At 68.5% G+C, this 21,789-nt stretch carries 19 protein-coding genes, 1 pseudogene and 1 riboswitch; of the genes and pseudogenes, 10 read left to right on the top strand and 10 right to left on the bottom strand.

Translation table 11 applies throughout. From position 1 onward, the window contains the following. Nucleotides 1-99 precede the first annotated feature (99 nt). The 3 genes from def (at nucleotide 100) to ACFVJQ_RS29880 (ending at nucleotide 3,487) form a co-directional block, all read left to right on the top strand. Nucleotides 100-750, top strand: coding sequence for a peptide deformylase (gene def, locus ACFVJQ_RS29870; RefSeq protein ID WP_385513388.1), 651 nt, complete (start codon nucleotides 100-102; stop codon nucleotides 748-750). A gap of 281 nt (nucleotides 751-1,031) precedes the next feature. Then, entirely contained in the window at nucleotides 1,032-2,117 is a 1,086-nt protein-coding gene (cyc1, locus tag ACFVJQ_RS29875; protein WP_385788718.1) for an epi-isozizaene synthase, read from the top strand. After that, on the top strand, nucleotides 2,114-3,487 hold the full coding sequence (locus ACFVJQ_RS29880) for a cytochrome P450 (RefSeq protein ID WP_385513387.1): 1,374 nt from the start codon (nucleotides 2,114-2,116) through the stop codon (nucleotides 3,485-3,487). Before cyc1 ends, ACFVJQ_RS29880 begins: the two co-directional genes overlap by 4 nt. Before the next feature lie 15 nt (nucleotides 3,488-3,502). Here the strand turns inward: ACFVJQ_RS29880 and ACFVJQ_RS29885 are convergent, their stop codons facing one another. Then, nucleotides 3,503-4,465 (bottom strand): GlxA family transcriptional regulator, encoded by a 963-nt coding sequence (locus tag ACFVJQ_RS29885; protein ID WP_224736771.1) that lies wholly within the window; start codon nucleotides 4,463-4,465, stop codon nucleotides 3,503-3,505. Between the two features lie 94 nt (nucleotides 4,466-4,559). On the opposite strand from ACFVJQ_RS29885, the gene ACFVJQ_RS29890 reads away from it, so the two are divergent. Continuing rightward, complete coding sequence (locus ACFVJQ_RS29890) at nucleotides 4,560-4,802, top strand: hypothetical protein (RefSeq protein WP_385788611.1); 243 nt, start codon at nucleotides 4,560-4,562, stop codon at nucleotides 4,800-4,802. Here the strand turns inward: ACFVJQ_RS29890 and ACFVJQ_RS29895 are convergent. From ACFVJQ_RS29895 to ACFVJQ_RS29930, 8 genes are all read right to left on the bottom strand, one after another. After that, the gene (locus tag ACFVJQ_RS29895) at nucleotides 4,715-5,725 is read right to left on the bottom strand and encodes a ribonucleotide-diphosphate reductase subunit beta (RefSeq protein WP_385788613.1); all 1,011 of its coding nucleotides are present in this window, start codon (nucleotides 5,723-5,725) and stop codon (nucleotides 4,715-4,717) included. The two genes, ACFVJQ_RS29890 and ACFVJQ_RS29895, sit on opposite strands and share 88 nt — an antisense overlap. After that, nucleotides 5,725-8,088: a ribonucleoside-diphosphate reductase subunit alpha gene (locus tag ACFVJQ_RS29900; RefSeq protein WP_385788615.1), complete on the bottom strand. Its 2,364-nt coding sequence runs from the start codon at nucleotides 8,086-8,088 to the stop codon at nucleotides 5,725-5,727. The genes ACFVJQ_RS29895 and ACFVJQ_RS29900 overlap by 1 nt, the downstream gene beginning before the upstream one ends. Before the next feature lie 144 nt (nucleotides 8,089-8,232). Continuing rightward, nucleotides 8,233-8,323: riboswitch (cobalamin riboswitch) on the bottom strand. A gap of 77 nt (nucleotides 8,324-8,400) precedes the next feature. Then, on the bottom strand, nucleotides 8,401-8,901 hold the full coding sequence (locus ACFVJQ_RS29905; RefSeq protein WP_385513383.1) for a GNAT family N-acetyltransferase: 501 nt from the start codon (nucleotides 8,899-8,901) through the stop codon (nucleotides 8,401-8,403). Between the two features lie 71 nt (nucleotides 8,902-8,972). Continuing rightward, complete coding sequence (mctP, locus tag ACFVJQ_RS29910) at nucleotides 8,973-10,583, bottom strand: monocarboxylate uptake permease MctP (protein WP_385513382.1); 1,611 nt, start codon at nucleotides 10,581-10,583, stop codon at nucleotides 8,973-8,975. Next, a complete protein-coding gene (locus ACFVJQ_RS29915; RefSeq protein WP_385513381.1) occupies nucleotides 10,580-10,843 on the bottom strand; it encodes a DUF3311 domain-containing protein in 264 nt (87 codons plus the stop codon). The genes mctP and ACFVJQ_RS29915 overlap by 4 nt, the downstream gene beginning before the upstream one ends. 98 nt (nucleotides 10,844-10,941) lie before the next feature. Continuing rightward, on the bottom strand, nucleotides 10,942-11,148 hold the full coding sequence (locus tag ACFVJQ_RS29920) for a YbdD/YjiX family protein (protein WP_385513380.1): 207 nt from the start codon (nucleotides 11,146-11,148) through the stop codon (nucleotides 10,942-10,944). Continuing rightward, a complete protein-coding gene (locus ACFVJQ_RS29925; protein ID WP_385788618.1) occupies nucleotides 11,114-13,258 on the bottom strand; it encodes a carbon starvation CstA family protein in 2,145 nt (714 codons plus the stop codon). Before ACFVJQ_RS29925 ends, ACFVJQ_RS29920 begins: the two co-directional genes overlap by 35 nt. A 74-nt stretch (nucleotides 13,259-13,332) precedes the next feature. After that, nucleotides 13,333-14,097 carry a GntR family transcriptional regulator gene (locus ACFVJQ_RS29930; RefSeq protein ID WP_224736779.1) on the bottom strand — a complete coding sequence of 255 codons (765 nt, stop codon included), beginning with the start codon at nucleotides 14,095-14,097 and terminating at the stop codon, nucleotides 13,333-13,335. A gap of 395 nt (nucleotides 14,098-14,492) precedes the next feature. Between ACFVJQ_RS29930 and ACFVJQ_RS29935 the strand changes: the two genes are divergently transcribed. The 4 genes from ACFVJQ_RS29935 (at nucleotide 14,493) to ACFVJQ_RS29950 (ending at nucleotide 19,146) form a co-directional block, all read left to right on the top strand. Continuing rightward, nucleotides 14,493-15,767 carry an extracellular solute-binding protein gene (locus ACFVJQ_RS29935; protein WP_385513378.1) on the top strand — a complete coding sequence of 425 codons (1,275 nt, stop codon included), beginning with the start codon at nucleotides 14,493-14,495 and terminating at the stop codon, nucleotides 15,765-15,767. 87 nt (nucleotides 15,768-15,854) lie between these two features. Then, nucleotides 15,855-16,829 carry a carbohydrate ABC transporter permease gene (locus ACFVJQ_RS29940; protein ID WP_385788621.1) on the top strand — a complete coding sequence of 325 codons (975 nt, stop codon included), beginning with the start codon at nucleotides 15,855-15,857 and terminating at the stop codon, nucleotides 16,827-16,829. Continuing rightward, the gene (locus ACFVJQ_RS29945; RefSeq protein ID WP_385513376.1) at nucleotides 16,826-17,656 is read left to right on the top strand and encodes a carbohydrate ABC transporter permease; all 831 of its coding nucleotides are present in this window, start codon (nucleotides 16,826-16,828) and stop codon (nucleotides 17,654-17,656) included. The genes ACFVJQ_RS29940 and ACFVJQ_RS29945 overlap by 4 nt, the downstream gene beginning before the upstream one ends. Before the next feature lie 8 nt (nucleotides 17,657-17,664). Further along, nucleotides 17,665-19,146 (top strand): glycoside hydrolase family 3 protein, encoded by a 1,482-nt coding sequence (locus ACFVJQ_RS29950; RefSeq protein ID WP_385788623.1) that lies wholly within the window; start codon nucleotides 17,665-17,667, stop codon nucleotides 19,144-19,146. Between the two features lie 177 nt (nucleotides 19,147-19,323). Here ACFVJQ_RS29950 and nagB read toward each other — a convergent pair whose 3' ends face one another. Beyond that, nucleotides 19,324-20,109, bottom strand: coding sequence for a glucosamine-6-phosphate deaminase (gene nagB, locus ACFVJQ_RS29955; protein ID WP_385513374.1), 786 nt, complete (start codon nucleotides 20,107-20,109; stop codon nucleotides 19,324-19,326). A 297-nt stretch (nucleotides 20,110-20,406) separates the two neighbouring features. Here nagB and ACFVJQ_RS29960 point away from each other — a divergent pair, with 297 nt between their 5' ends. Further along, nucleotides 20,407-21,495, top strand: a complete 1,089-nt coding sequence (locus ACFVJQ_RS29960) for an SIS domain-containing protein (protein ID WP_385513373.1) — start codon at nucleotides 20,407-20,409, stop codon at nucleotides 21,493-21,495. 32 nt (nucleotides 21,496-21,527) lie between these two features. Continuing rightward, nucleotides 21,528-21,632: pseudogene (locus ACFVJQ_RS29965) on the top strand (TetR/AcrR family transcriptional regulator); the annotation flags it as partial. Nucleotides 21,633-21,789: the final 157 nt, after the last annotated feature.

A 21,789-nucleotide genomic window follows, 5' to 3' on the forward strand; every position in this document is an offset into this window, starting at 1 on the left:
TGTGGCTGGTCGCGCAGTTCCCCGCGCCCCTTACGGGGCGCTCCCCGTACCCTGTATCAGCATCACACCCCAGTTTTTGCAGGAAGGCGTACGTCGGTCATGGCGCAGCAGGACACCGATCAGCAGCACGCGGGCGTGCTCCCCGTGGACGACGAGGGCTTCGTCATCGACACGGAGGACTGCGAGGAGCGCGAGCAGGCATACCGCGCGCGCGGCACCTCGCGCCCCATCACGGTCGTGGGCAACCCGGTCCTGCACAAGGAGTGCAAGGACGTCACCACCTTCGACGACGAACTGCTGAAGCTGGTCGACGACATGTTCGCCAGCCAGCGCACCGCCGAGGGCGTGGGCCTCGCCGCCAACCAGATCGGCGTCGATCTGAAGGTCTTCGTCTACGACTGCCAGGACGACGCGGGCGTCCGGCACGTCGGCGTCGTGTGCAACCCCAAGCTGGTGGAGCTGCCCGCCGAGAAGCGCCGGCTGGACGACAGCAACGAGGGCTGTCTGTCGGTGCCCACCGCGTACGCGCCGCTTGCGCGGCCGGACTACGCCGAGGTGACCGGGCAGGACGAGCGGGGCAACCCGATCAAGGTGCGCGGCACCGGCTACTTCGCTCGGTGTTTGCAGCACGAGACGGACCACCTGTACGGGTACCTCTACATCGACCGGCTCTCCAAGCGCGAACGCAAGGACGCGCTGCGGCAGATGGCCGAGAACGAGCCCCGCTATCCCGTGGTCGCGAACGGCTGACTGCCCTCGCCACTCTCCTGCGCGCGGCGTCTGATCAGGGTTCCCTCCCCGATCAGGCGCCGTTCGTCTGTCCGTCGCACGTTCGATCGCATGCGGTCTGCCGGTGATCCAAAATCGGTCAGGGGAGAGGGGAATCTCGGCGTTGTGGGGTAGTGAATGAAGCAAATCCGTTCCCAGAACGGTCAGTTGTAGTGCTGAATGGAAGTGCGGGGATACGCAACGGCGCACGCCCGGCACAGCGGGAGGGGCGTGCCCAACTGGCGGCTGAGAGGGGTTTGTTCGTGCCTGCTTTCCCACACAGCACCACATCGACCGCAACAGCGATCGCCATCCCACCGTCGCTGTCTCTCCCGATGATCGAGGCGGCGTTTCCCAGGCAATTGCACCCGTATTGGCCCAGGCTCCAGGAGAAGACCCGCACCTGGCTCCTGGAAAAACGGCTCATGCCGGCGGACAAGATTGAGGAATATGCCGACGGCCTGTGCTACACCGATCTCATGGCGGGGTACTACCTGGGTGCCCCGGACGAGGTGCTCCAGGCGATAGCGGACTACAGCGCGTGGTTCTTCGTCTGGGACGACCGCCACGACCGTGACATCGTCCACCGCCGGCCGACGGCCTGGCGCCGGCTGCGCGGCCGCTTGCACGAGGCGCTCGATTCTCCCCGGAACCATCTGCACCACGAGGATCCCGTGGTCGCGGGACTCGCGGACAGTGTGCTGCGGCTGTACTCGTTCCTGCCCCGCACCTGGAACGAGCGGTTCGCCCGGCACTTCCACGAGGTGATCGAGGCGTACGACCGGGAATTCCGCAATCGCACCGAGGGAATCGTGCCCACGGTCGAGGAATATCTCGCGCTGCGCCGGCTCACGTTCGCACACTGGATCTGGACCGACCTGCTGGAGCCGAGCGCCGGACAGGAACTCCCGGCCGGCGTGCGGAAACACCCGGCATATCGGAGGGCGGCGCTGCTGAGTCAGGAATTCGCCGCCTGGTACAACGACCTCTGTTCGCTGCCCAAAGAAATCGCGGGCGATGAGGTCCACAATCTCGGAATCAGTCTCATCACCCATGAGGGGCTGACGCTGGAAGAGGCAGTGGTGGAAGTGCGGCGGCGGGTCGAGGAATGCATCACCGAATTCCTCGCCGCCGAACGGGAGGCCGTGCGGTTCGCCGACGGCCTCGACGACGGAACGCTGCGCGGCAAGGAACTGAGCATTGCCGTGCGCGCCTGCCTCACGAATATGCGGAACTGGTTCAGTTCCGTCTACTGGTTCCACCACGAATCCGGCCGTTACATGGTCGACAGCTGGGACGACCGGTCCACGCCCCCGTACGTCAACAACGAAGCGGCAGGTGAGAAATGACCGTCGAGTCTGTGAAGCCCGACGCCCCGGCACACGCGTCGGAACTGCGCGAACCGCCCCTCGCGGGCGGCGGTGTCCCGCTCCTCGGCCACGGCTGGAAGCTGGTCCGCGACCCGCTGGCCTTCATGTCCCGGCTGCGCGACGACGGCGACGTCGTCCGGCTGAAGCTCGGCCCGAAGACGGTGTACGCCGTCACCACCCCGGCGCTCACCGGAGCCCTGGCGCTGAGCCCCGACTACAAGATCGACGGCCCGCTGTGGGAGTCCCTGGAAGGCCTGCTCGGCAAGGAGGGCGTGGCCACCGCCAACGGGCCCACCCACCGGCGCCAGCGGCGCACCATCCAGCCCGCCTTCCGGCTCGACGCCATCCCGGCGTACGGGCCGATCATGGAGGAGGAGGCGCATGCGCTGACCGAGCGCTGGAAGCCCGGCGAGACCATCGACTGCACATCCGAGTCCTTCCGGGTCGCCGTGCGCATCGCGGCCCGGTGCCTGCTGCGCGGCGAGTACATGGACGAGCGGGCCGAGCGGCTGTGCGTCGCGCTCGCCACCGTGTTCCGCGGTATGTACCAACACATGGTCATGCCGCTCGGACCGCTGTACAAACTGCCGCTCCCCGCCAACCGGGAATTCAACCGGGCGCTGGCCGATTTGCATCTCCTGGTCGACGAGATCGTGGCCGAGCGCCGGGCATCCGGTCAAAAGCCGGACGATTTGCTGACGGCGTTGCTGGAGGCGAAGGACGACAATGGCGACCCCATCGGGGAACAGGAGATCCACGACCAGGTCGTCGCGATACTCACTCCCGGAAGCGAAACGGTGGCGTCCACGATCATGTGGCTGCTCCAGGTGCTCGCCGAGCATCCGGAACACGCGGACAAGGTCCGGGACGAAGTTGAATCCGTGACCGGTGGGCGGCCCGTCGCATTCGAGGACGTCCGGGGGCTCACGCACACGAACAATGTCGTCGTCGAGGCGATGCGTTTGCGTCCGGCCGTATGGATACTGACGCGGCGTGCCGTCACCGACACGGAACTCGGCGGCTATCGCATTCCGGCCGGGGCGGACATCATCTACAGCCCGTACGCGATCCAGCGCGATCCGCGTTCGTATGCGGACAACCTGAAGTTCGACCCCGACCGGTGGCTTCCGGAACGCGTCAAGGACGTGCCGAAATACGCCATGAGCCCGTTCAGCGTGGGCAACCGCAAGTGCCCGAGCGACCACTTCTCGATGGCCCAGCTGTCGCTGATCACGGCGGCGGTGGCGACCAGGTACCGCTTCGAGCAGGTGGCCGGGTCCAACGACACGACCCGGGTGGGCATCACGCTGCGCCCGCACAAGCTGCTGCTCAGGCCGGTACCGAGGTGACGGCCGGGCGCGCGTTCAGGCGGCCTGAGGCCCTCTGAACGTGCGCCGGTAGGCGTTCGGGGTCGTTCCCAGCGCCCGTACGAACTGATGGCGCAGCGCGGCCGCGTTCCCGAACCCCGTGCGGCCCGCGATCGCGTCCACCGTCTCGTCCGTCGCCTCCAGCAACCGCTGGGCCAGCAGCACCCGTTGGCGCAGGATCCAGCGGTACGGAGTCGTCCCCGTCTCCTGCTGGAAGCGGCGGGCGAAGGTGCGCGGGGACATCAGGGCGCGGGCGGCGAGCTGCTCGACGGTCACCTCCTGGTCGAGGTTGCGCTCCATCCACACCAGCACCTCGGCGACCGTGTCGCACTCGGAGGCGGGCAGCGGCCGCTCGATGTACTGGGCCTGGCCCCCGTCGCGGTGCGGCGGCACGACCATCCGCCGGGCGATCCGGTTGGCGACCTCGGGCCCCTGCTCCTTGCGCACGATGTGCAGACAGGCGTCGATGCCGGCGGCCGTGCCGGCCGAGGTGATCACCGGGTCCTCGTCGACGTAGAGGACGTCCGGCTCGACGATCGCCCGCGGATACTGCCGGGACAGCTCGGCCGCGTGCCGCCAGTGCACGGCACAGCGCCGCCCGTCCAGCAGCCCCGCGGCACCCAGCACGAAGACGCCGGAGCACACGCTGAGCACCCGCGCACCCCGGTCCACGGCCCGGCTCAGGGCGTCGAGCAGCTCTGGCGGGAAGGTCCGGGACTCGTACCCCGCCCCGGCCGGTACGGCGATCAGGTCGGCCGTCTCCAGCCGCTCCAGCCCGTGCTCGACCTGCATCGAGAAGCCGGCGTTGGAGCGCAGCACCGGCCCCTCGGCCGAGGCGACCGCGAAGTCGTACACCGGCAGTCCGTCGTCGCTGCGGTCGATGCCGAAGACCTCGCAGATGACGCCGAGTTCGAAGGGATTCACGCCGTCGACGAGGACGGCGGCCACGTTCTGCAGCATGCTCCCCAGTGTGCCGCAGGAGTGGCAGTAATTCGAGGTTCTACGGCAGACCTGCCACTGTTGGTAAGGAGTATCCGGCGCGACAGTGGTGTCCATGAACGCAAACCAGATCGAAGCCCTGATCGGAATGCTGGCCGTCCTCGCACTCTTCGCGATCATGGTCCTCCCCTCACTGATCGGCATCGCCCACGACCGGCGCGTCGACCGACAGCTCAGGGAGGCCCAGGACCACCACAGGGAGAAGGAGGATCAGAAGTCCTCGTCCAGGTCGACGGTGCCCTCCACCGCCACCTGGTACGCCGAGGGACGCCGCTCGAAGAAGTTGGTGAGCTCCTGAACCCCCTGCAGCTCCATGAAGGAGAAGGGGTTCTCGGAGTCGTACACCGGGGCGAAGCCGAGGCGCGTGAGCCGCTGGTCGGCGACGCACTCGAGGTACTGCCGCATCGAGTCGGTGTTCATGCCCGGGAGGCCGTCACCGCACAGGTCGCGCGCGAACTGCAGCTCGGCCTCGACGGCCTCCCGCAGCATGTCGGTGACCTGCTGCCGGAGCGCGTCGTCGAACAGCTCCGGCTCCTCCTTGCGGACGGTGTCCACGACGTCGAAGGCGAAGCTCATGTGCATCGTCTCGTCACGGAACACCCAGTTGGTGCCGGTGGCCAGGCCGTGCAGCAGGCCCCGGCTGCGGAACCAGTAGACGTAGGCGAAGGCGCCGTAGAAGAACAGGCCCTCGATGCACGCGGCGAAGCAGATGAGGTTGAGCAGGAAGCGGCGACGGTCGGCCTGTGTCTCCAGGCGGTCGATCGACTCCACCGAGTCCATCCACTTGAAGCAGAACTCGGCCTTCTCGCGGATGGAGGGGATGTTCTCGACCGCCGCGAAGGCCGCCGCGCGGTCCTCCGGGTCGGGGAGATAGGTGTCCAGCAGCGTCAAGTAGAACTGGACGTGGACGGCCTCCTCGAAGAGCTGACGGCTCAGGTACAGCCGGGCCTCGGGGGAGTTGATGTGCTTGTAGAGCGTCAGCACCAGGTTGTTGGCCACGATCGAGTCGCCCGTCGCGAAGAAGGCGACCAGACGGCCGATCAGGTGCTGCTCACCATGTGACAGTTTGGCGAGATCCGACACATCCGAATGGAGGTCGACCTCCTCCACGGTCCAGGTGTTCTTGATGGCGTCCCGGTAGCGCTCGTAGAAGTCCGGGTAGCGCATGGGGCGCAGGGTCAGCTCGAAGCCGGGATCGAGCAGGTTCTGATTGCTGGGCATTACTGGCAGGCCTCGCAGGACTCGGGGTTTTCCAGGGAGCAGGCGACCGCCTCCTCGGGGGCCGGCTGCCGTACGGGGACGGTGGCCCCCGCCGCGCGGGCGATGCGGGTCGCCGGGCGGGAGCGGAGGTAGTACGTCGTCTTCAGGCCCTGCTTCCAGGCGTACGCGTACATCGAGGAGAGCTTGCCGATGGTCGGCGTCTCCATGAACAGGTTCAGCGACTGGGACTGGTCCAGGAACGGCGTGCGGGCGGCCGCCATGTCGATCAGACCGCGCTGCGGGATCTCCCACGCCGTGCGGTAGAGCCGCCGCACGTCCTCGGGAATCCAGGCGAAGTCCTGCACCGAGCCGTTCGCCTCGCGCAGCGCCTCACGGCTGCGGGCGTCCCAGACGCCGAGGTCCTTGAGGTCCTGCACCAGGTACGAGTTGACCTGGAGGAACTCGCCGGACAGCGTCTCGCGCTTGAAGAGGTTCGACACCTGCGGCTCGATGCATTCGTACACACCGGCGATCGAGGCGATCGTGGCGGTCGGCGCGATGGCCAGGAGCAGGGAGTTGCGCATGCCCGTTTCGGCGATCCGCGCCCGCAGCGCCGCCCAGCGCTCCGGCCAGGCCGGCTCGACGCCGTAGTGGTCGGGGTGCAGAACACCCTTCGCGGTACGGGTCTTCTGCCAGGCCGGCAGCGGGCCGTTGCGCTCGGCCAGGTCGGCGGAGGCCTCGTACGCGGCGAGCATGATGCGCTCGGAGATGCGGGTGGAGAGGGCCTTGGCCTCGGGTGAGTCGAAGGGCAGGCGCAGCTTGAAGAAGACGTCCTGCAGGCCCATCGCGCCGAGGCCCACCGGACGCCACTTGGCGTTGGACCGGCCCGCCTGCTCGGTCGGGTAGAAGTTGATGTCCACGACGCGGTCGAGGAAGGTGACGGCGGTACGGACGGTGGCGTCCAGCCGCTCCCAGTCGATGCCGCCGGTCGCCGCGTCGGCGAAGGCGCCCAGGTTGACCGAGCCCAGGTTGCAGACCGCCGTCTCCCCGTCGTCGGTGACCTCCAGGATCTCCGTGCAGAGGTTGGAGGAGTGGACCACGTGACCCGGCTCGGCGGTCTGGTTGGCGGTGCGGTTGGCGGCGTCCTTGAAGGTCATCCAGCCGTTGCCGGTCTGCGCGAGGGTGCGCATCATCCGGCCGTAGAGGTCACGGGCCGGGATGGTCTTCTTGGCGAGGCCTGCTGCCTCCGCCTTGCGGTACGCCGCGTCGAACTCCTCGCCCCACAGGTCGACCAGCTCGGGCACGTCCGACGGCGAGAACAGCGACCACTGCTCGTCGGCGTCGACCCGGCGCATGAACTCGTCCGGGATCCAGTGCGCGAGGTTCAGGTTGTGGGTGCGCCGGGCGTCCTCGCCGGTGTTGTCACGCAGCTCCAGGAACTCCTCGATGTCGGAGTGCCAGGTCTCCAGGTAGACCGCCGCCGCGCCCTTGCGCCGCCCGCCCTGGTTCACCGCGGCGACCGAGGCGTCGAGGGTCTTCAGGAACGGGACGATGCCGTTGGAGTGGCCGTTCGTGCCGCGGATCAGGGAGCCGCGGGAGCGGATGCGGGAGTACGCGATGCCGATGCCGCCGGCGTGCTTGGAGAGGCGGGCGACCTGGTGGTAGCGGTCGTAGATGGAGTCCAGCTCGTCCTTGGGGGAGTCCAGGAGGTAGCAGGACGACATCTGGGGGTGCCGCGTACCGGAGTTGAAGAGCGTGGGGGAGGACGGGAGGTAGTCGAGGCGGCTCATGAGCCCGTAGAGCGCGGCGACTTCGTCGACGGACCTCACCGTGTCGTCCTCGGCGAGACCGGCGGCGACACGCAGCAGGAAGTGCTGGGGCGTCTCGATCACCTTGCGGGTGATGGGGTGGCGGAGGAGGTAGCGGCTGTGGAGCGTGCGCAGGCCGAAGTAGCCGAAGCGGTCGTCGGCGTTCCGGTCGATCAGATCGTCGAGGCGGGCCGTGTGCAGCCGTACGAACTCGGCGGTGCGGTCGGCGATGAGACCCTCGCGGTGGCCGACGGCGACCGACTCGGAGAACGACGTGACGCCTTGCGAGGCGGCCTCGGCGGCGATGCTGATCGTCAGCAGGCGGGCGGCCAGCCGGGAGTAGGCGGGGTCCTCGGAGATGAGGCCGGCGGCCGCCTCCGTGGCCAGCTCGCGCAGCTCCGTCTCGTCCGCCCGCGCGGACCGGCCGCGCAGCGCGGCGGCGGCGACCCGTCCGGGGTCGGCGTCGGGGAGGTCGGCGGTCAGCTCGGTCAGGGTCCGCAGCAGCGCGGCTCCCGGACCGTCGCTCTCGACCGGAGGCACTGAGGCTGAAGCCGGTTCGGCTGGCGCGATGGTCACGTGGGGCTCTCCCTCGCTCGGCACGGGGCCTTGCGGAGGGCAGGGGGCAGCTCACGAGCGCACACGGCGTCGCGTCCACCGGCCCATTCCACGAGGCCCGGACGTCATGGCACCCGGGCCGGATGGCCGGGCGCACTGTCGGCAGGTCCTCGGACTGACTCTCGTACGACGGCATGCGGGCATACGTGTACGAGTACACCGTTGCGGGACAGTTCCGGATTCGCACCGGATTCCCCTGCGGCGACAGCGAGCATGAGCATACATCTTGTGCCGGGTTCGCGGAGCACCCCCAGATGTTGTGTCCCGCTGGTTTCAGAGCGTCAACTGGTAGGTGAGGAGAGTGATGTCGTCGAGGTGCGGGACCGGATTCCAGTCCCGCTCTGGTGTACGGACGAAGCCGAGGCGTTCGTAGAGGCGGTGGGCGGCGTGCATGCTGCGTTGCGTGGACAGCACGATGCGCTCCGCTCCGGCGGCCCGGTCGACGCAGGCGCGGACGAGGGCCTCGCCGGCGCCCTTGCCGCGCGCCTCCGGGGCCACCGCCAGCATGCGGATCTCGGCCTCTCCGGGGCCGGCTATGTCGGCCATCGGGCCACCGCCGACGGGGACGAAGGTGACAGTGCCGATGGCTTCGTCGGTGGTGGTGGCCACCAGGACTTCCGCGGCGGCGGCTCGCTTGGCGACGTTCTTGAGTTCGGGCAGGTAGGGGTCGTTCTCGCCGTAGTCCAGGAGGTTCTCTCGGAGGTAGGCGGTCGCGATGAGGTCGCCCAGGAGGTCGTATTCGGCGGGTTCCGCTCGCCGGATCTGGAGGTCCATGAGAGCGAGTGTGGACGACTGCGGGCCGCCGTTGTACTTGATATCGGCGGCCCGCTGGGGGTTTCGTGTGGTCAGTGAGCGGAGCCGGCAGTTGCCGGCGGCAGCTCCACCTTCACCCCCGGGTCGCCCGCCTCACCCGTGTAGTCCTCCGGGCTCGTCTCGTCGATGCCCTCGGGGGCCTTCGCCGCCTTGAGGACGAAGGTGAGGACCACCGTCACGACCAGGTTCAGGACGAACGCCGTCAGGCCGATGTACCCGATCTCCCCGATCCCCGGGATCTCCGCCGACGAGCCGCCGAAATGCTTCTGCGTCGGCGAGGCCACACCGTACGCGGCGACCGTGCCGTAGATCATGCCGACCGCCCAGCCGGCGAGCAGTGCCCAGCGGTGGAACCAGCGGGTGAACAGGCCGCCGACCAGGGCCGGGAAGGTCTGCAGGATCCAGATGCCGCCCAGGAGCTGGAAGTTGATCGCGACGGTCTTGTCCATGCCGAGGACGAAGACCAGCGCGCCCACCTTCACCAGCAGGGACACCAGCTTGGAGACCTTGGTCTCCTGTGCGGGCGTGGCGTCCGGCTTCAGGAAGTCCTTGTAGATGTTCCGGGTGAAGAGGTTGGCCGCCGCGATCGACATGATCGCCGCCGGCACCAGCGCGCCGATGCCGATCGCCGCGAAGGCGACGCCCGTGAACCAGTCCGGGAACATGTTCTCGAAGAGCTGGGGGATCGCCAGCTGGCCGTTCTCCACCTTGATGCCGGCCGCGATCGCCATGAAACCGAGCAGGCCGAGCATGCCGAGCATCAGCGAGTACAGCGGCAGGATCGTGGAGTTGCGGCGGATGACGTCCCGGCTGCGGCTGGACAGCACGGCCGTCACGCTGTGCGGGTACATGAACAGCGCGAGTGCCGAGCCCAGCGCCAGCGTGGCGTACGTCCACTGCGAGCCGTCGGTCGGTACGAGCCCGCCCGCGCCCGCCTCGGTGTACTTGTCGCTCGCCGCGGCGAAGATGTCGTCGAAGCCGCCCAGCTTGATCGGGATGTAGATGATCGCGACGGCGATGACGAGGTAGATCAGCGTGTCCTTCACGAACGCGATCAGGGCCGGCGCGCGCAGACCCGACGAGTACGTGTAGGCGGCCAGCACACCGAAGGCGATCAGCAGCGGCAGGTCCTTGATGAACCAGTGCGTGTTCTCGCCGCCGCCGACGCCCAGGACGTCCAGCACGGCCTGGATGCCGACCAGCTGGAGCGCGATGTACGGCATCGTGGCGAGGATGCCGGTCACCGCCACCGCCAGCGACAGGCCCTTGGAGCCGAAGCGGCCGCGGACGAAGTCCGAGGTGGTGACGTACCCGTGCTTGTGCGAGACCGACCACAGCCGCGGCAGGAAGACGAACATCATCGGGTAGATGAGGATCGTGTAGGGCACGGCGAAGAAGCCGGCCGCGCCCGCCGCGTAGATCGCCGCCGGGACCGCCACGAACGTATAGGCGGTGTAGAGGTCACCGCCGAGCAGGAACCAGGTGATCCAGGTGCCGAACGACCGGCCGCCCAGACCCCATTCGTCGAGGCTGTGCTCGTTCTCCGCCCTGCGCCAGCGTGAGGCCAGGAAGCCCATGACCGTCACGGCGACGAAGAAGAGGATGAAGACGGCGAGTGCGACGCCGTTCACGCCGTCCTTCATGACCCAGCACCCTTCTCGGACCTGCGGGCGCGCTGGTCACGCTGCCACAGCTGGTACGCGATCATCGTCAGGACCGTGGAGATGATCACCCAGGCCATCTGGTACCAGTAGAAGAACGGGATGCCGAGGAACGCCGGGTCGGTCTTCGCATACGAACCGACCCAGAGCATCGCCACGAAGGGCGCTATGAGGCAGAGGGCGATGACGACGCGCACGGGCGTCACCACCGCCGCTCTGCTCACTTCTGGGGCTTGTGACATCTGGCGGCTCCGTCCCCTCACTGATCACCTGGTGTAGTGCGCAGGCAATGTAGGTCACGGTGTCGCACATTCGGAAGCCCTGGTTCACATATCGGTACTCAGCAGCAGCGGAACCCCTGCCTCGGATCCCTTTCCTGCCGTTCTGTCCGCATTCGCTCGAACTCCCGTCGGGTCGGCACCTCCGCCTCCGGATGATCCTTGCGGACGTGCGCGACATAGCGGTCGTAGGCCGACTCGTCGGTCAGCTCTCGCACGTACCAGCGCACCCCGCTAATCACGCGGCGCAGCAGCGGTGACGGCGGCACGGCGCTCCTCCTCCTTCTCCTCCGGCGTCGGGAACAGCCCGGCCGGTGCGACGATCTTCGACTCCACGTGCGGCGCCTCGCTCAGCGTGGACAGCGCGGGGCGCCGGATGTGCCGGATGCAGACCCGGGTCGCGTCCACGATCACCACGACGATCAGGAGGGCGAGTACGGCGGACAGGACGCCGTCCACCGTGGAGTTGGTGACGACGGTGTGCATGTCGTCCATGGTCTTGGCCGGCGGCAGGATCTCCCCGCGGTCGATGGCGTCCTGGAACACCTGACGCTGCTTGAAGAAGCCGACCTTGGGGTCACTGGAGAACACCTTCTGCCAGCTGGCGGTCAGGGTGACCGTCGCGTCCCAGGCGAGCGGAATGCCGGTGATCCAGGCCCACTTGAGGCGGCCGGACTTCACCAGCAGGGTGGTGCAGACGGCGAGGGCGACCGCCGCCAGCAGCTGGTTGGAGATGCCGAAGATCGGGAACAACTGGTTGATGCCGCCGAGCGGCTCGTGGACGCCCACCCAGAGGAAGTAGCCCCACAGACCACAGACGATCGCGCTGGTGACGACCAGGCCCGGCTTCCAGCTGACGTTCTTGAAGGGCTTGTAGACGTTGCCGAGGGTGTCCTGGAGCATGAAGCGGCCCACGCGGGTGCCGGCGTCCAGCGCGGTCAGGATGAACAGCGCCTCGAACATGATCGCGAAGTGATACCAGAACGCCTTAAGGCCTCCGCCCGTCACCTCGGAGAAGATCTGCGAGACGCCGACGGCGAGGGTGGGCGCACCGCCGGTGCGGGACAGCAGGGTCGACTCCTCGACGCTCTCCGCCGCCTTGGCGAGGTCGGCGGGGGAGATCTGGTAGCCCCAACTGCCCACCACCTGCGAGGCGTTCTCGACCGTCGTGCCGATGACACCGGAGGGCGCGTTCATCGCGAAGTACAGGCCGGGGTCGATGATGCTGGCCGCGACCAGCGCCATCACGGCGACCGACGACTCCATCAGCATGGAGCCGTAGCCGATCATCCGTACCTGCGTCTCCTTCTGGATCATCTTCGGCGTCGTGCCGGAGGAGATCAGCGAGTGGAAGCCGGAGAGCGCACCGCAGGCGATGGTGATGAACACGAACGGGAAGAGCGAGCCCGCGAAGACCGGGCCGTCGCCGCGCGAGGCGAAGTCGGTGACCGCGTCCATCTTCAGCGTCGGCAGCGCGATGACGACACCGAGGGCGAGCAGCACGATCGTGCCGATCTTCATGAAGGTGGACAGATAGTCGCGGGGCGCGAGCAGCATCCACACCGGCAGGATCGAGGCGATGAAGCCGTATGCCACCAGCCAGATCACCAGCGTGGAGGGGGCGAGGGTGAAGGTGTCGGCCCAGGAGGACTCGGCGACCCAGCGGCCCGCGACCAGTGCGAGCAGCAGCAGTGCGACGCCTATCAGCGACACCTCGGCGACCCGGCCCGGCCTGAGGACCCGCAGATAGAAACCCATCAGCAGGGCGATGGGGATGGTCATGCCGATGGAGAAGGTGCCCCACGGGGAGGCCGCGAGGGCGTTGACGATGACCAGCGCCAGCACGCCGAGCAGGATGATCATGATGGCGAACGCGGCGAGCAGCGCGGCCGCACCGCCGAACGGCCCGATCTCCTCCCGTGCCATCTGGCCCAGCGACCGTCCGTCACGCCGGGTGGAGAAGAACAGCACCACCATGTCCTGGACCGCGCCCGCGAAGATGACGCCGACGATGATCCAGATCGTGCCGGGGAGGTATCCCATCTGTGCCGCGAGCACGGGGCCGACGAGCGGGCCGGCGCCGGCGATCGCCGCGAAGTGGTGGCCGAGCAGCACGCGGCGGTCGGTGGAGTGGAAGTCGATGCCGTTGTCGAGGCGTTCGGCCGGGGTGGCGCGGGTCTTGTCGACCTTGAGGACCTTGTACGCGATGAACTTGGCGTAGAAGCGGTAGGCGATCGCGTACGTGCCGAGGGCGGCGGCGACCATCCACGCCGCCGAGACCTCCTCCCCGCGCGAGAGCGCGAGCACGGTCCAGCCGGCGGCGCCTACCAGTGCAACGAGGGTCCAGATGACGATGGTTCGGGCATTCGCTGTGCGCACGGGTCGTCCTCCCGTCGGCTGCGATGACGGAAGGACCGTAGGGCAGGAATGTGATCTGCGCTACACCCCGAGCGCTACTCTTGTGGACGCTTCAACCTCGCAACGAACTTGTAGCGGTCGCCGCGATACACCGACCGCACCCACTCCACCGGCTTCCCGTCCCGGTCCAGCGAGTGCCGGGACAGCATCAGCATCGGCAGCCCCACGTCGGTGCCGAGCAGTCCCGCCTCCCGCGGAGTCGCCAGCGACGTCTCGATCGTCTCCTCGGCCTCCGCGAGATGGACGTCGTACACCTCGGCGAGGGCGGTGTAGAGGGAGGTGTACTTGACGAGGCTGCGGCGCAGCGCCGGGAAGCGCTTCGCGCTCAGGTGGGTCGTCTCGATGGCCATCGGCTCGCCGTTGGCCATGCGCAGCCGCTCGATGCGCAGCACGCGCCCGCCGGCGGAGATGTCGAGGAGGCCGGCGAGGGTGTCGTCCGCGGTGATGTAGCCGATGTCCAGCAGCTGTGAGGTCGGCTCCAGGCCCTGCGCGCGCATGTCCTCGGTGTACGAGGTGAGTTGCAGCGCCTGGGACACCTTCGGCTTGGCGACGAACGTGCCCTTGCCCTGGATGCGCTCCAGCCGGCCCTCGACCACCAGCTCCTGCAACGCCTGCCGCACGGTGGTGCGGGAGGTGTCGAACTCCGCGGCCAGTGTGCGCTCGGGCGGGACCGGCGTGCCGGGCGGCAACGTCTCCGTCATGTCGAGCAGGTGCTTCTTCAGGCGGTAGTACTTGGGCACGCGCGCCGTACGGACGGGCGCCCCGTTCTCGTTCTCCGCACTGCTGACGTCAGTGCTCATGCTCCGCCTTCCCGGCTCCTGTACCGACACGACGGACGTCCGTCGGTCACGGCTCACATCGTGGCACGGCTGCGCGCGAGAGGTTCCCCGCACGTTCCGTGATCCCCTCTGTATACCGTCGACGCCTCCGTTGGTCTAGTCCACCACATCCAAGTGGTCTACCCGAAGTGTGCCGCGCGGAATCGCTGTTTTCGACGGGTTCTTACTTAAAGGTTCCTGCATATGTAGGTCCCATAACGGCTGGTCGGGGCCTACACGAGACCCTTGACACGCCCTATGGTCTGGGCCAAGCTCCCCGTACTGGTCTACACCATTGGTCCAGGTCCCGGCCCCAGGGCGGTACATCGGTCACCGCGGGGACGAGGGGGGTTTGTGGCATCCCTGAGGAGGGTGGCGTGAAGCGCAAGCTGATATCCGCGATCGGTGTCGCGGCGATGATGGTCTCCATTGCGGCGTGCGGGGGCGACAACGGCGACGAGGGCAAGACCGGAGCGGACGGCTATGCGGGCCAGACGCTCACCGTGTGGGTGATGGACGGCTCCTCGCCCGACCAGTGGCAGAAGGACGTCGCCGCGGCCTTCGAGAAGAAGACCAAGGCGAAGGTCAAGTTCGAGATCCAGCAGTGGAACGGCATCCAGCAGAAGCTGACCACCGCCCTGTCCGAGGAGAACCCGCCGGACGTCTTCGAGATCGGCAACACCCAGACCCCGGCCTACGCCAAGACCGGCGGTCTCGCCGACCTCGCCGACCTCAAGTCGGAGATCGGCGCGGACTGGACCGAGTCGCTGAACAACTCCTCGGTCTTCGAGGGCAAGCAGTACGCGGCGCCCTGGTACTTCGCCAACCGCGTCGTCATCTACAACAAGAAGGTCTGGGAAGACGCCGGCATCAAGGAGACGCCGAAGACCCGCGACGAGTTCTACGACGCCCTGAAGACGATCGGCGACAAGACCGACGCCGAGCCGATCTACCTGCCCGGCCAGAACTGGTACCACTTCGTCGGCCTGGTCGTCGGCGAGGGCGGTGAACTGGTCAAGAAGGACGGCGACAAGTACGTCTCCAACCTCGACGACCCCAAGGTCGCCGCCGCCATGGAGACGTACCAGAAGTTCCAGGCCCTCTCCAAGGCGCCCAAGGACAAGGACGAGGCCACCCCGCAGCAGGGCGAGGTCTTCGGCAAGGGCAACGTCGGCGCGTTCATCGGCATGGGCTGGGAAGCCGGCATCGCCATCGAGGCCAACCCGAAGATCGAGAAGGAGATCGGCTACTTCACCATCCCCGGTGCCACGGCCGACAAGCCCGAGGGCGTCTTCCTCGGCGGCTCCAACCTCGCGGTCGCCGCGGGCAGCGAGAAGCAGGAGCTCGCCAAGGAGTTCCTGAAGATCGCCCTGTCGGACAAGTACGAGGGCCAGCTGGCCAAGCTCAACGGCGTCATCCCGAACAAGGAGTCGCTGCAGTCCAACCTGACGGGCAACGCCGCCGCCGAGGCCGCCGCGCCGGCCGCAGCGGGCGGTGGCACCACGCCGCTGATCCCGGAGTGGGCCGCCGTCGAGAACGCGCCCAACCCGATCAAGACCTACATGACCGCCGTGCTCAACGGTAAGTCCTCGGCCGAGGCCGCGGCGCAGGTCGAGGACGAGTTCAACAAGCGGCTGTCGCAGCAGCAGTAACGAGCGCTCCAGCCGGGGCGGAGGCCGGCCCTCGCGGCAGGCCCCGCCCCGGCGATCGTACGTAGGTCGAGAAGAGAGATCGCGAGCATGACCGTGCAGACCGAACGGCCGCCCTCCGGTCCGGTGGAGATCCGCAAGCCGGACGGCGGGTCATCCCCGAGGCCCACACGGCGCGGCGGCGCCCTCGCCCCGTATCTGTTGCTGCTGCCGGCCTGCGCGGCCACCGTGCTGCTGCTGGGCTGGCCGCTGCTGAAGGACGTACTGCTGTCCTTCCAGAACCTCAACATGGCGCAGCTGATCCAGCACGTCACCGAGTGGAACGGCATCGACAACTACAAGGAGACCCTCACCGGAGAGGACTTCTGGCGGGTCACCCTGCGCTCGATCCTGTTCACGGCGGTGAACGTCGTCCTGATCATGGTCTTCGGCGCCCTGATCGGCCTGTTGCTCGCCCGCCTGGGCAAGCGGATGCGGGTCACGCTGATGATCGGGCTGGTGCTGGCCTGGGCGATGCCCGTGGTCGCCGCGACCACCGTCTACCAGTGGCTGTTCGCCCAGCGCTTCGGCGTCGTCAACTGGGTGCTCGACAAGCTCGGCTGGCACTCCATGGCCGACTACAGCTGGACCAGCAGCCAGATGTCGACGTTCTTCGTCGTCACCGTGCTGATCGTCTGGATGTCGATCCCCTTCGTCGCGCTCAACCTCTACGCCGCGACCACCACCATCCCGGGCGAGCTCTACGAGGCCGCCGCCCTCGACGGGGCCGGTGCCTGGCGGAGCTTCACCACCGTCACGTTCCCGTTCCTGCGCCCGTTCCTCTACGCCACCACGTTCCTGGAGATCATCTGGGTCTTCAAGGCGTTCGTGCAGGTCTATGCCTTCAACAGCGGTGGCCCCGACCGGCTGACGGAGATCCTGCCCGTCTACGCCTACGTCGAGGGCGTCGGCAACCAGCACTACGGAATGGGCGCGGCGATCGCCGTCCTGACCATCCTGATCCTGCTCGCTCTGACCGCGTACTACCTGCGGATCGTGCTCAAGCAAGAGGAGGACGAGCTGTGAAGCGCTCGCTCTTCGGCCGCCTGTGGCCCAACGCCACGGCCGTCGTCCTGTTCATCGGCTTCGTCTTCCCCGTGTACTGGATGTTCGCCACGGCGTTCAAGCCGACCGGCGACATCATCTCGGAGAGCCCGGTCTGGTTCCCGACCGACATCACCTTCGAGCACTTCAGGACCGCGACCGACGCCGACAACTTCTGGACGTTCGTCACCAACTCGCTGGTCGTCACGGTGCTCGCGGTCGTCTTCTCGCTGCTCATCGCGCTCGCCGGGGCCTTCGCCCTGGCCCGTATGCGGTTCAAGGGACGGCGTGGCTTCATCGTCGGCTTCATGATGGCGCAGATGGCACCGTGGGAAGTCATGGTCATCGCGATCTACATGATCGTGCGGGACGCGTCGATGCTGAACAGCCTGGTCCCGCTGACGCTCTTCTACACGATGATGATCCTGCCCTTCACCATCCTGACGCTGCGAGGCTTCGTCGCCGCAGTGCCCCGGGAGCTGGAGGAGTCGGCGATGGTCGACGGCTGCACTCGCGGCCAGGCCTTCCGCAAGGTCATCTTCCCGCTGCTCGCGCCCGGCCTGATGGCCACCTCGATGTTCGGCTTCATCACCGCCTGGAACGAGCTCCCGCTCGTCCTGGTCGTCAACAAGGAGGCCGAGGCGCAGACGCTGCCGCTGTGGCTCACCAGCTTCCAGACCGTCTTCGGCAACGACTGGGGCGCGACCATGGCCGCCTCCTCCCTCTTCGCCATCCCGATCCTGATCCTCTTCGTCTTCCTGCAGCGCAAGGCCGTCAGTGGTCTGACCGCCGGCGCCGTGAAGGGATAACGCCCCCGATGACGACATTCGCCAGCGATACCGGCACGCTCACCCGTGACGCGCTGACGGTCCTCCAGCCCGGCTTCACCGGCACCACGGCCCCGGACTGGCTGCTGCGCCGCCTCGGCGAGGGCCTCGCGTCCGTCGGCCTGTTCGGCCGCAACATCGCCTCACCCGAGCAACTCGCTGCACTGACCGCCCAGTTGCGCGTCGAACGCGACGACGTCCTGGTCGCCATCGACGAGGAGGGCGGCGACGTCACCCGCCTGGAGGTCCGCACCGGCTCCTCCTTCCCCGGCAACCACGCCCTCGGCGCGGTGGACGACGTGGACCTGACGACCCAGGTGGCTGCCGAGCTCGGCCGCCGACTGGCAGCCTGCGGGGTCAACTTCAACTGGGCCCCGTCGGCGGACGTCAACTCCAACCCCGGCAACCCGGTCATCGGCGTCCGCTCCTTCGGCGCCGACCCCGCCCTGGTCGCCCGGCACACCGCCGCCTACGTCACCGGCCTGCAGTCCGCCGGCGTCGCCGCCTGCACCAAGCACTTCCCCGGCCACGGCGACACGGCCGTCGACTCGCACCACGCGGTGCCCCGCATCGACGCGGACGCCACCGTGCTCGGCGACCGGGAACTGGCCCCGTTCCGCGCCGCCATAGCCGCCGGTTCGAAGGCGGTGATGAGCGCCCACATCCTGGTCCCGGCCCTGGACCCGGACCGCCCGGCGACCCTGTCGGCCAGGATCCTGACGGACCTGCTCCGCCGCGACCTCGGCTACGACGGTCTGATCGTCACCGACGGCATGGAAATGCAGGCCATCTCGGGCACGTACGGCATCGAACGCGGCAGCGTCCTCGCCGTCGCGGCCGGCGCCGACGCGATCTGCGTGGGCGGCGGACTCGCGGACGACGACACGGTACGACGGCTGCGCGACGCCCTCGTGGCTGCGGTGCGCGCCGGCGAACTCCCCGAGGAGCGGCTCGCGGACGCGGCGGAACGCGTCCGCAGGCTGGCGCGATGGACGGCGACGCCGACCGCGAAGGTGGCCGGTGCCGACAGTGAGGTGGGCCTGCGTGCAGCCCGCCGAGCGCTGAAGGTGACCGGCGCGGACCCCTTCACCCCGCTCACAGCACCCCCCTACGTCGCCGCCCTCGCCCCCGTCGCCAACATCGCCGTCGGCGACGAGACCCCTTGGGGCGTGGCCGCGGAACTGGCGGCATTGCTCCCCGGCACGGAGGCCGGCACCTTCGCGGGGGAGGACGCAGGACCCGCGGCCCTCAAGGCAGCCGGCTCCCGCCGCATCGTGGCCGTCGTCCGCGACGAACACCGCCACCCCTGGATGGCGGCTGCCCTCGACATGCTGCTGACGGCACGCCCCGACACGATCGTGGTCGAAATGGGCGTCCCCCAGGCGGCTCCCCGAGGCGCCCTCCACATCGCCACCCACGGCGCGTCCCGCGTCAGCGGCCGAGCAGCGGCGGAACTCATCGCGGGCGCATAGCTGCGGGCAGTCGTGCCGCTGGGGCGATGGGGGTCCCCCCGCTCGAGCGAAGCCGAGAGTGGGGGAGGGTGGGCGCAGCGGCACCCCGCCGGCGCGGGCGAGCGAACCCCCCCACCAGCCGACCCGCACCGAAAAGGTGCCGGTCACCCCATCACCGGGGCGGCCGGCACCTTCACGTCAAATCCCCTGCCACTCCGGCTTGTTGGCATACGTATGCCGAAAATAGTCGGCAAGCTTCAGCTTGGACGCCGCCCCCTCGTCGACGACAACCGTCGCATGCGGATGAAGCTGAAGCGCAGAGGCCGGGCACACCGCAGCCACCGGCCCCTCGACCGTCGCGGCGACCGCATCCGCCTTGCCCTCGCCGGTCGCGAGCAGCACCAGGTGCCGCGCCTCCAGAATCGTCCCGATGCCCTGTGTGATGACGTGATGCGGCACCTGGTCGATGTCGCCGTCGAAGAAGCGGGCGTTGTCGATCCGCGTCTGCTCTGTCAGCGTCTTGATCCGGGTGCGCGAGGCCAGCGACGAGCACGGCTCGTTGAACCCGATGTGCCCGTCGGTGCCGATCCCCAGCAGCTGGAGGTCCACCCCGCCGGCCTCGCCCAGCGCTCTGTCGTACGCCTCACAGGCCCCCGGCACGTCCTCGGCCGTACCGTCCGGCCCCATGAACGCGTCCATTCCGATACCGAGCGGCTCCAGCACCTCGCGTCGCAGCACCGAGCGGTACGACTCCGGATGCTCGGCCGGCAGCCCCACGTACTCGTCGAGCTGCGCGATCCGCGCCCGCGAGACGTCGGCGGCGCCGGAGCGCACCTTGGCCGCCAGCGCCTGGTAGACGGGCAGCGGGGTCGAGCCGGTGGCCACGCCGAGCAGCGCGTCGGGCTTGCGCCTGAGCAGCTGCGCCATGGCCTCGGCGATCAGCTCGCCGCCCGCCTCGGCGTCGGGAACGATGACAACTTCCACGCTGGGCCTGCCGATCTGGAGAGGACACGAAGGGCACCCGAAAGGGCATGTGGTTTAGACCAATCTAGCAGGGCGTGGCCGTCCGTCCCAGATGTGTATGAGCCCACCGGCCGGCCCCGGCCATGACTGCTGCCCCTGGGGCGCGCATCGCCCCGCCGCAGGGCCGACCCGACGGAACTGGGCAGGCGCCGCCCGTCCCCGGGGAGTGGAATGGGAACGTCAGCAGAGAGCAGTCAGGACAGAGCCGCCCGGGACCGAGCCGTCAGGGCAACGACAGGGCGAAACGCGGAGGACCCCATGACCGCCACGACCCCGTACCCTCACGACCCCCACGCGCCCCACACCGACGTCCCCGGCCGGATCATGGCCCGCGAGATGGCCCAACAGCCCGCCGTACTCAGGCGGATCCTGGACGAGGGCGCCCCGGCCATCCGCCGGGTGGCCCGGGAGATCGCCGCCCGCACACCCCGTTTCGTACTGCTCTCCGCCCGTGGCACCTCCGACAACGCCGCGCTGTACGCCAAGTACCTCCTCGAAATCCGCCTGGGCCTGCCCTGCGGTCTCAGCTCGATGTCCACCACGACGGCCTACGGCGCCCGCCCCGACCTCACCGACGTCCTCCTCGTCACCGTCAGCCAGTCCGGCGGCTCCCCGGACCTCGTGGCCTCCACCCGGGCCGCCCGCGAGGCGGGCGCGATCACCCTCGCGGTGACCAACAACCCGGACTCCGCGCTGGCCGGCGTCTCCGAGTACCACATCGACATCCTGGCCGGACCCGAGAGAGCGCTCCCCGCCACCAAGACCTACACCGCCTCCCTCCTCGCGCTCTATCTCTTCGTCGAGGGCCTGCGCGGCGGCGACGGCGCCCCCGCGAAGGTGCTGCCGGACCTCGCCGCACAGCTGCTCGCCCGGCAGGACGAGGTCCGCGCTCTCGCCGCCCGCTACCGCTTCGCCGAGCGCATGGTGATCACCTCGCGCGGCTACGGCTACCCCACGGCCAAGGAGGCCGCCCTCAAGCTGATGGAGACCAGCTACATCCCCGCCCTCTCCTATTCCGGCGCCGACCTGCTGCACGGCCCCCTCGCCATGGTCGACAACGTCTCCCCGGTCATCGCGGTCGTGACCGACGGCAAGGGAGGGGAGGCCCTCCAGCCCGTCCTCGACCGGCTGCGCGGCCGTGGCGCCGATCTGTGCGTCATCGGCCCCCGGAGTCAGGTCGAGCGCGCCGCCGTGGGCTTCGCCCTGCCCAGCGAGGGCGTGGCCGAGGAGGTCCAGCCCGTCCTGGAGATCATCCCCCTCCAACTCCTGGCCTACGAGATCACCATCGCCCGCGGCCAGGACCCGGACGCCCCGCGCGCCCTGGCGAAGGTGACGGAGACCCGGTGAGGGCGGCCCGCTGAACGGCTCGCCCGCCACCCGGCGCGATGATCCAGGGCATGTCACAACAGGCGCGCAACGGCGCGAGCCGGGTGGAACCGGAAGCGCTCGCGGAAATTGCCATGGCCATCTGGCCCCGCAGCTGAGCCAAGCGGGTTAGGCTTCGAAGCGCCAACACCACACAGCCTTCAACAACAACTGCCCCCGCTCCATGGACACGCACAGTGGTCTAGTCCACAATGGGGCAGTGGTCCACCATGCGCTTGGGGACCAGAAAGAGCCTCCGTCTTCCCCGCACAGGAA

Origin of the sequence: Streptomyces sp. NPDC127197 (genome assembly GCF_042672405.1) — a bacterium.
GTDB classification, from domain to species: Bacteria; Actinomycetota; Actinomycetes; order Streptomycetales; family Streptomycetaceae; genus Streptomyces; species Streptomyces flavusporus.

Coding starts and splice junctions, on each gene's coding strand:
- def (WP_385513388.1), top strand. CDS start 100: ATGGCGCAGCAGGACACCGATCAGCAGCACGCGGGCGTGCTCCCCGTG.
- ACFVJQ_RS29880 (WP_385513387.1), top strand. CDS start 2,114: ATGACCGTCGAGTCTGTGAAGCCCGACGCCCCGGCACACGCGTCGGAA.
- ACFVJQ_RS29885 (WP_224736771.1), bottom strand. CDS start 4,465: ATGCTGCAGAACGTGGCCGCCGTCCTCGTCGACGGCGTGAATCCCTTC.
- ACFVJQ_RS29890 (WP_385788611.1), top strand. CDS start 4,560: ATGAACGCAAACCAGATCGAAGCCCTGATCGGAATGCTGGCCGTCCTC.
- ACFVJQ_RS29895 (WP_385788613.1), bottom strand. CDS start 5,725: ATGCCCAGCAATCAGAACCTGCTCGATCCCGGCTTCGAGCTGACCCTG.
- ACFVJQ_RS29905 (WP_385513383.1), bottom strand. CDS start 8,901: ATGGACCTCCAGATCCGGCGAGCGGAACCCGCCGAATACGACCTCCTG.
- mctP (WP_385513382.1), bottom strand. CDS start 10,583: ATGAAGGACGGCGTGAACGGCGTCGCACTCGCCGTCTTCATCCTCTTC.
- ACFVJQ_RS29915 (WP_385513381.1), bottom strand. CDS start 10,843: ATGTCACAAGCCCCAGAAGTGAGCAGAGCGGCGGTGGTGACGCCCGTG.
- ACFVJQ_RS29930 (WP_224736779.1), bottom strand. CDS start 14,097: ATGAGCACTGACGTCAGCAGTGCGGAGAACGAGAACGGGGCGCCCGTC.
- ACFVJQ_RS29940 (WP_385788621.1), top strand. CDS start 15,855: ATGACCGTGCAGACCGAACGGCCGCCCTCCGGTCCGGTGGAGATCCGC.
- ACFVJQ_RS29950 (WP_385788623.1), top strand. CDS start 17,665: ATGACGACATTCGCCAGCGATACCGGCACGCTCACCCGTGACGCGCTG.
- ACFVJQ_RS29960 (WP_385513373.1), top strand. CDS start 20,407: ATGACCGCCACGACCCCGTACCCTCACGACCCCCACGCGCCCCACACC.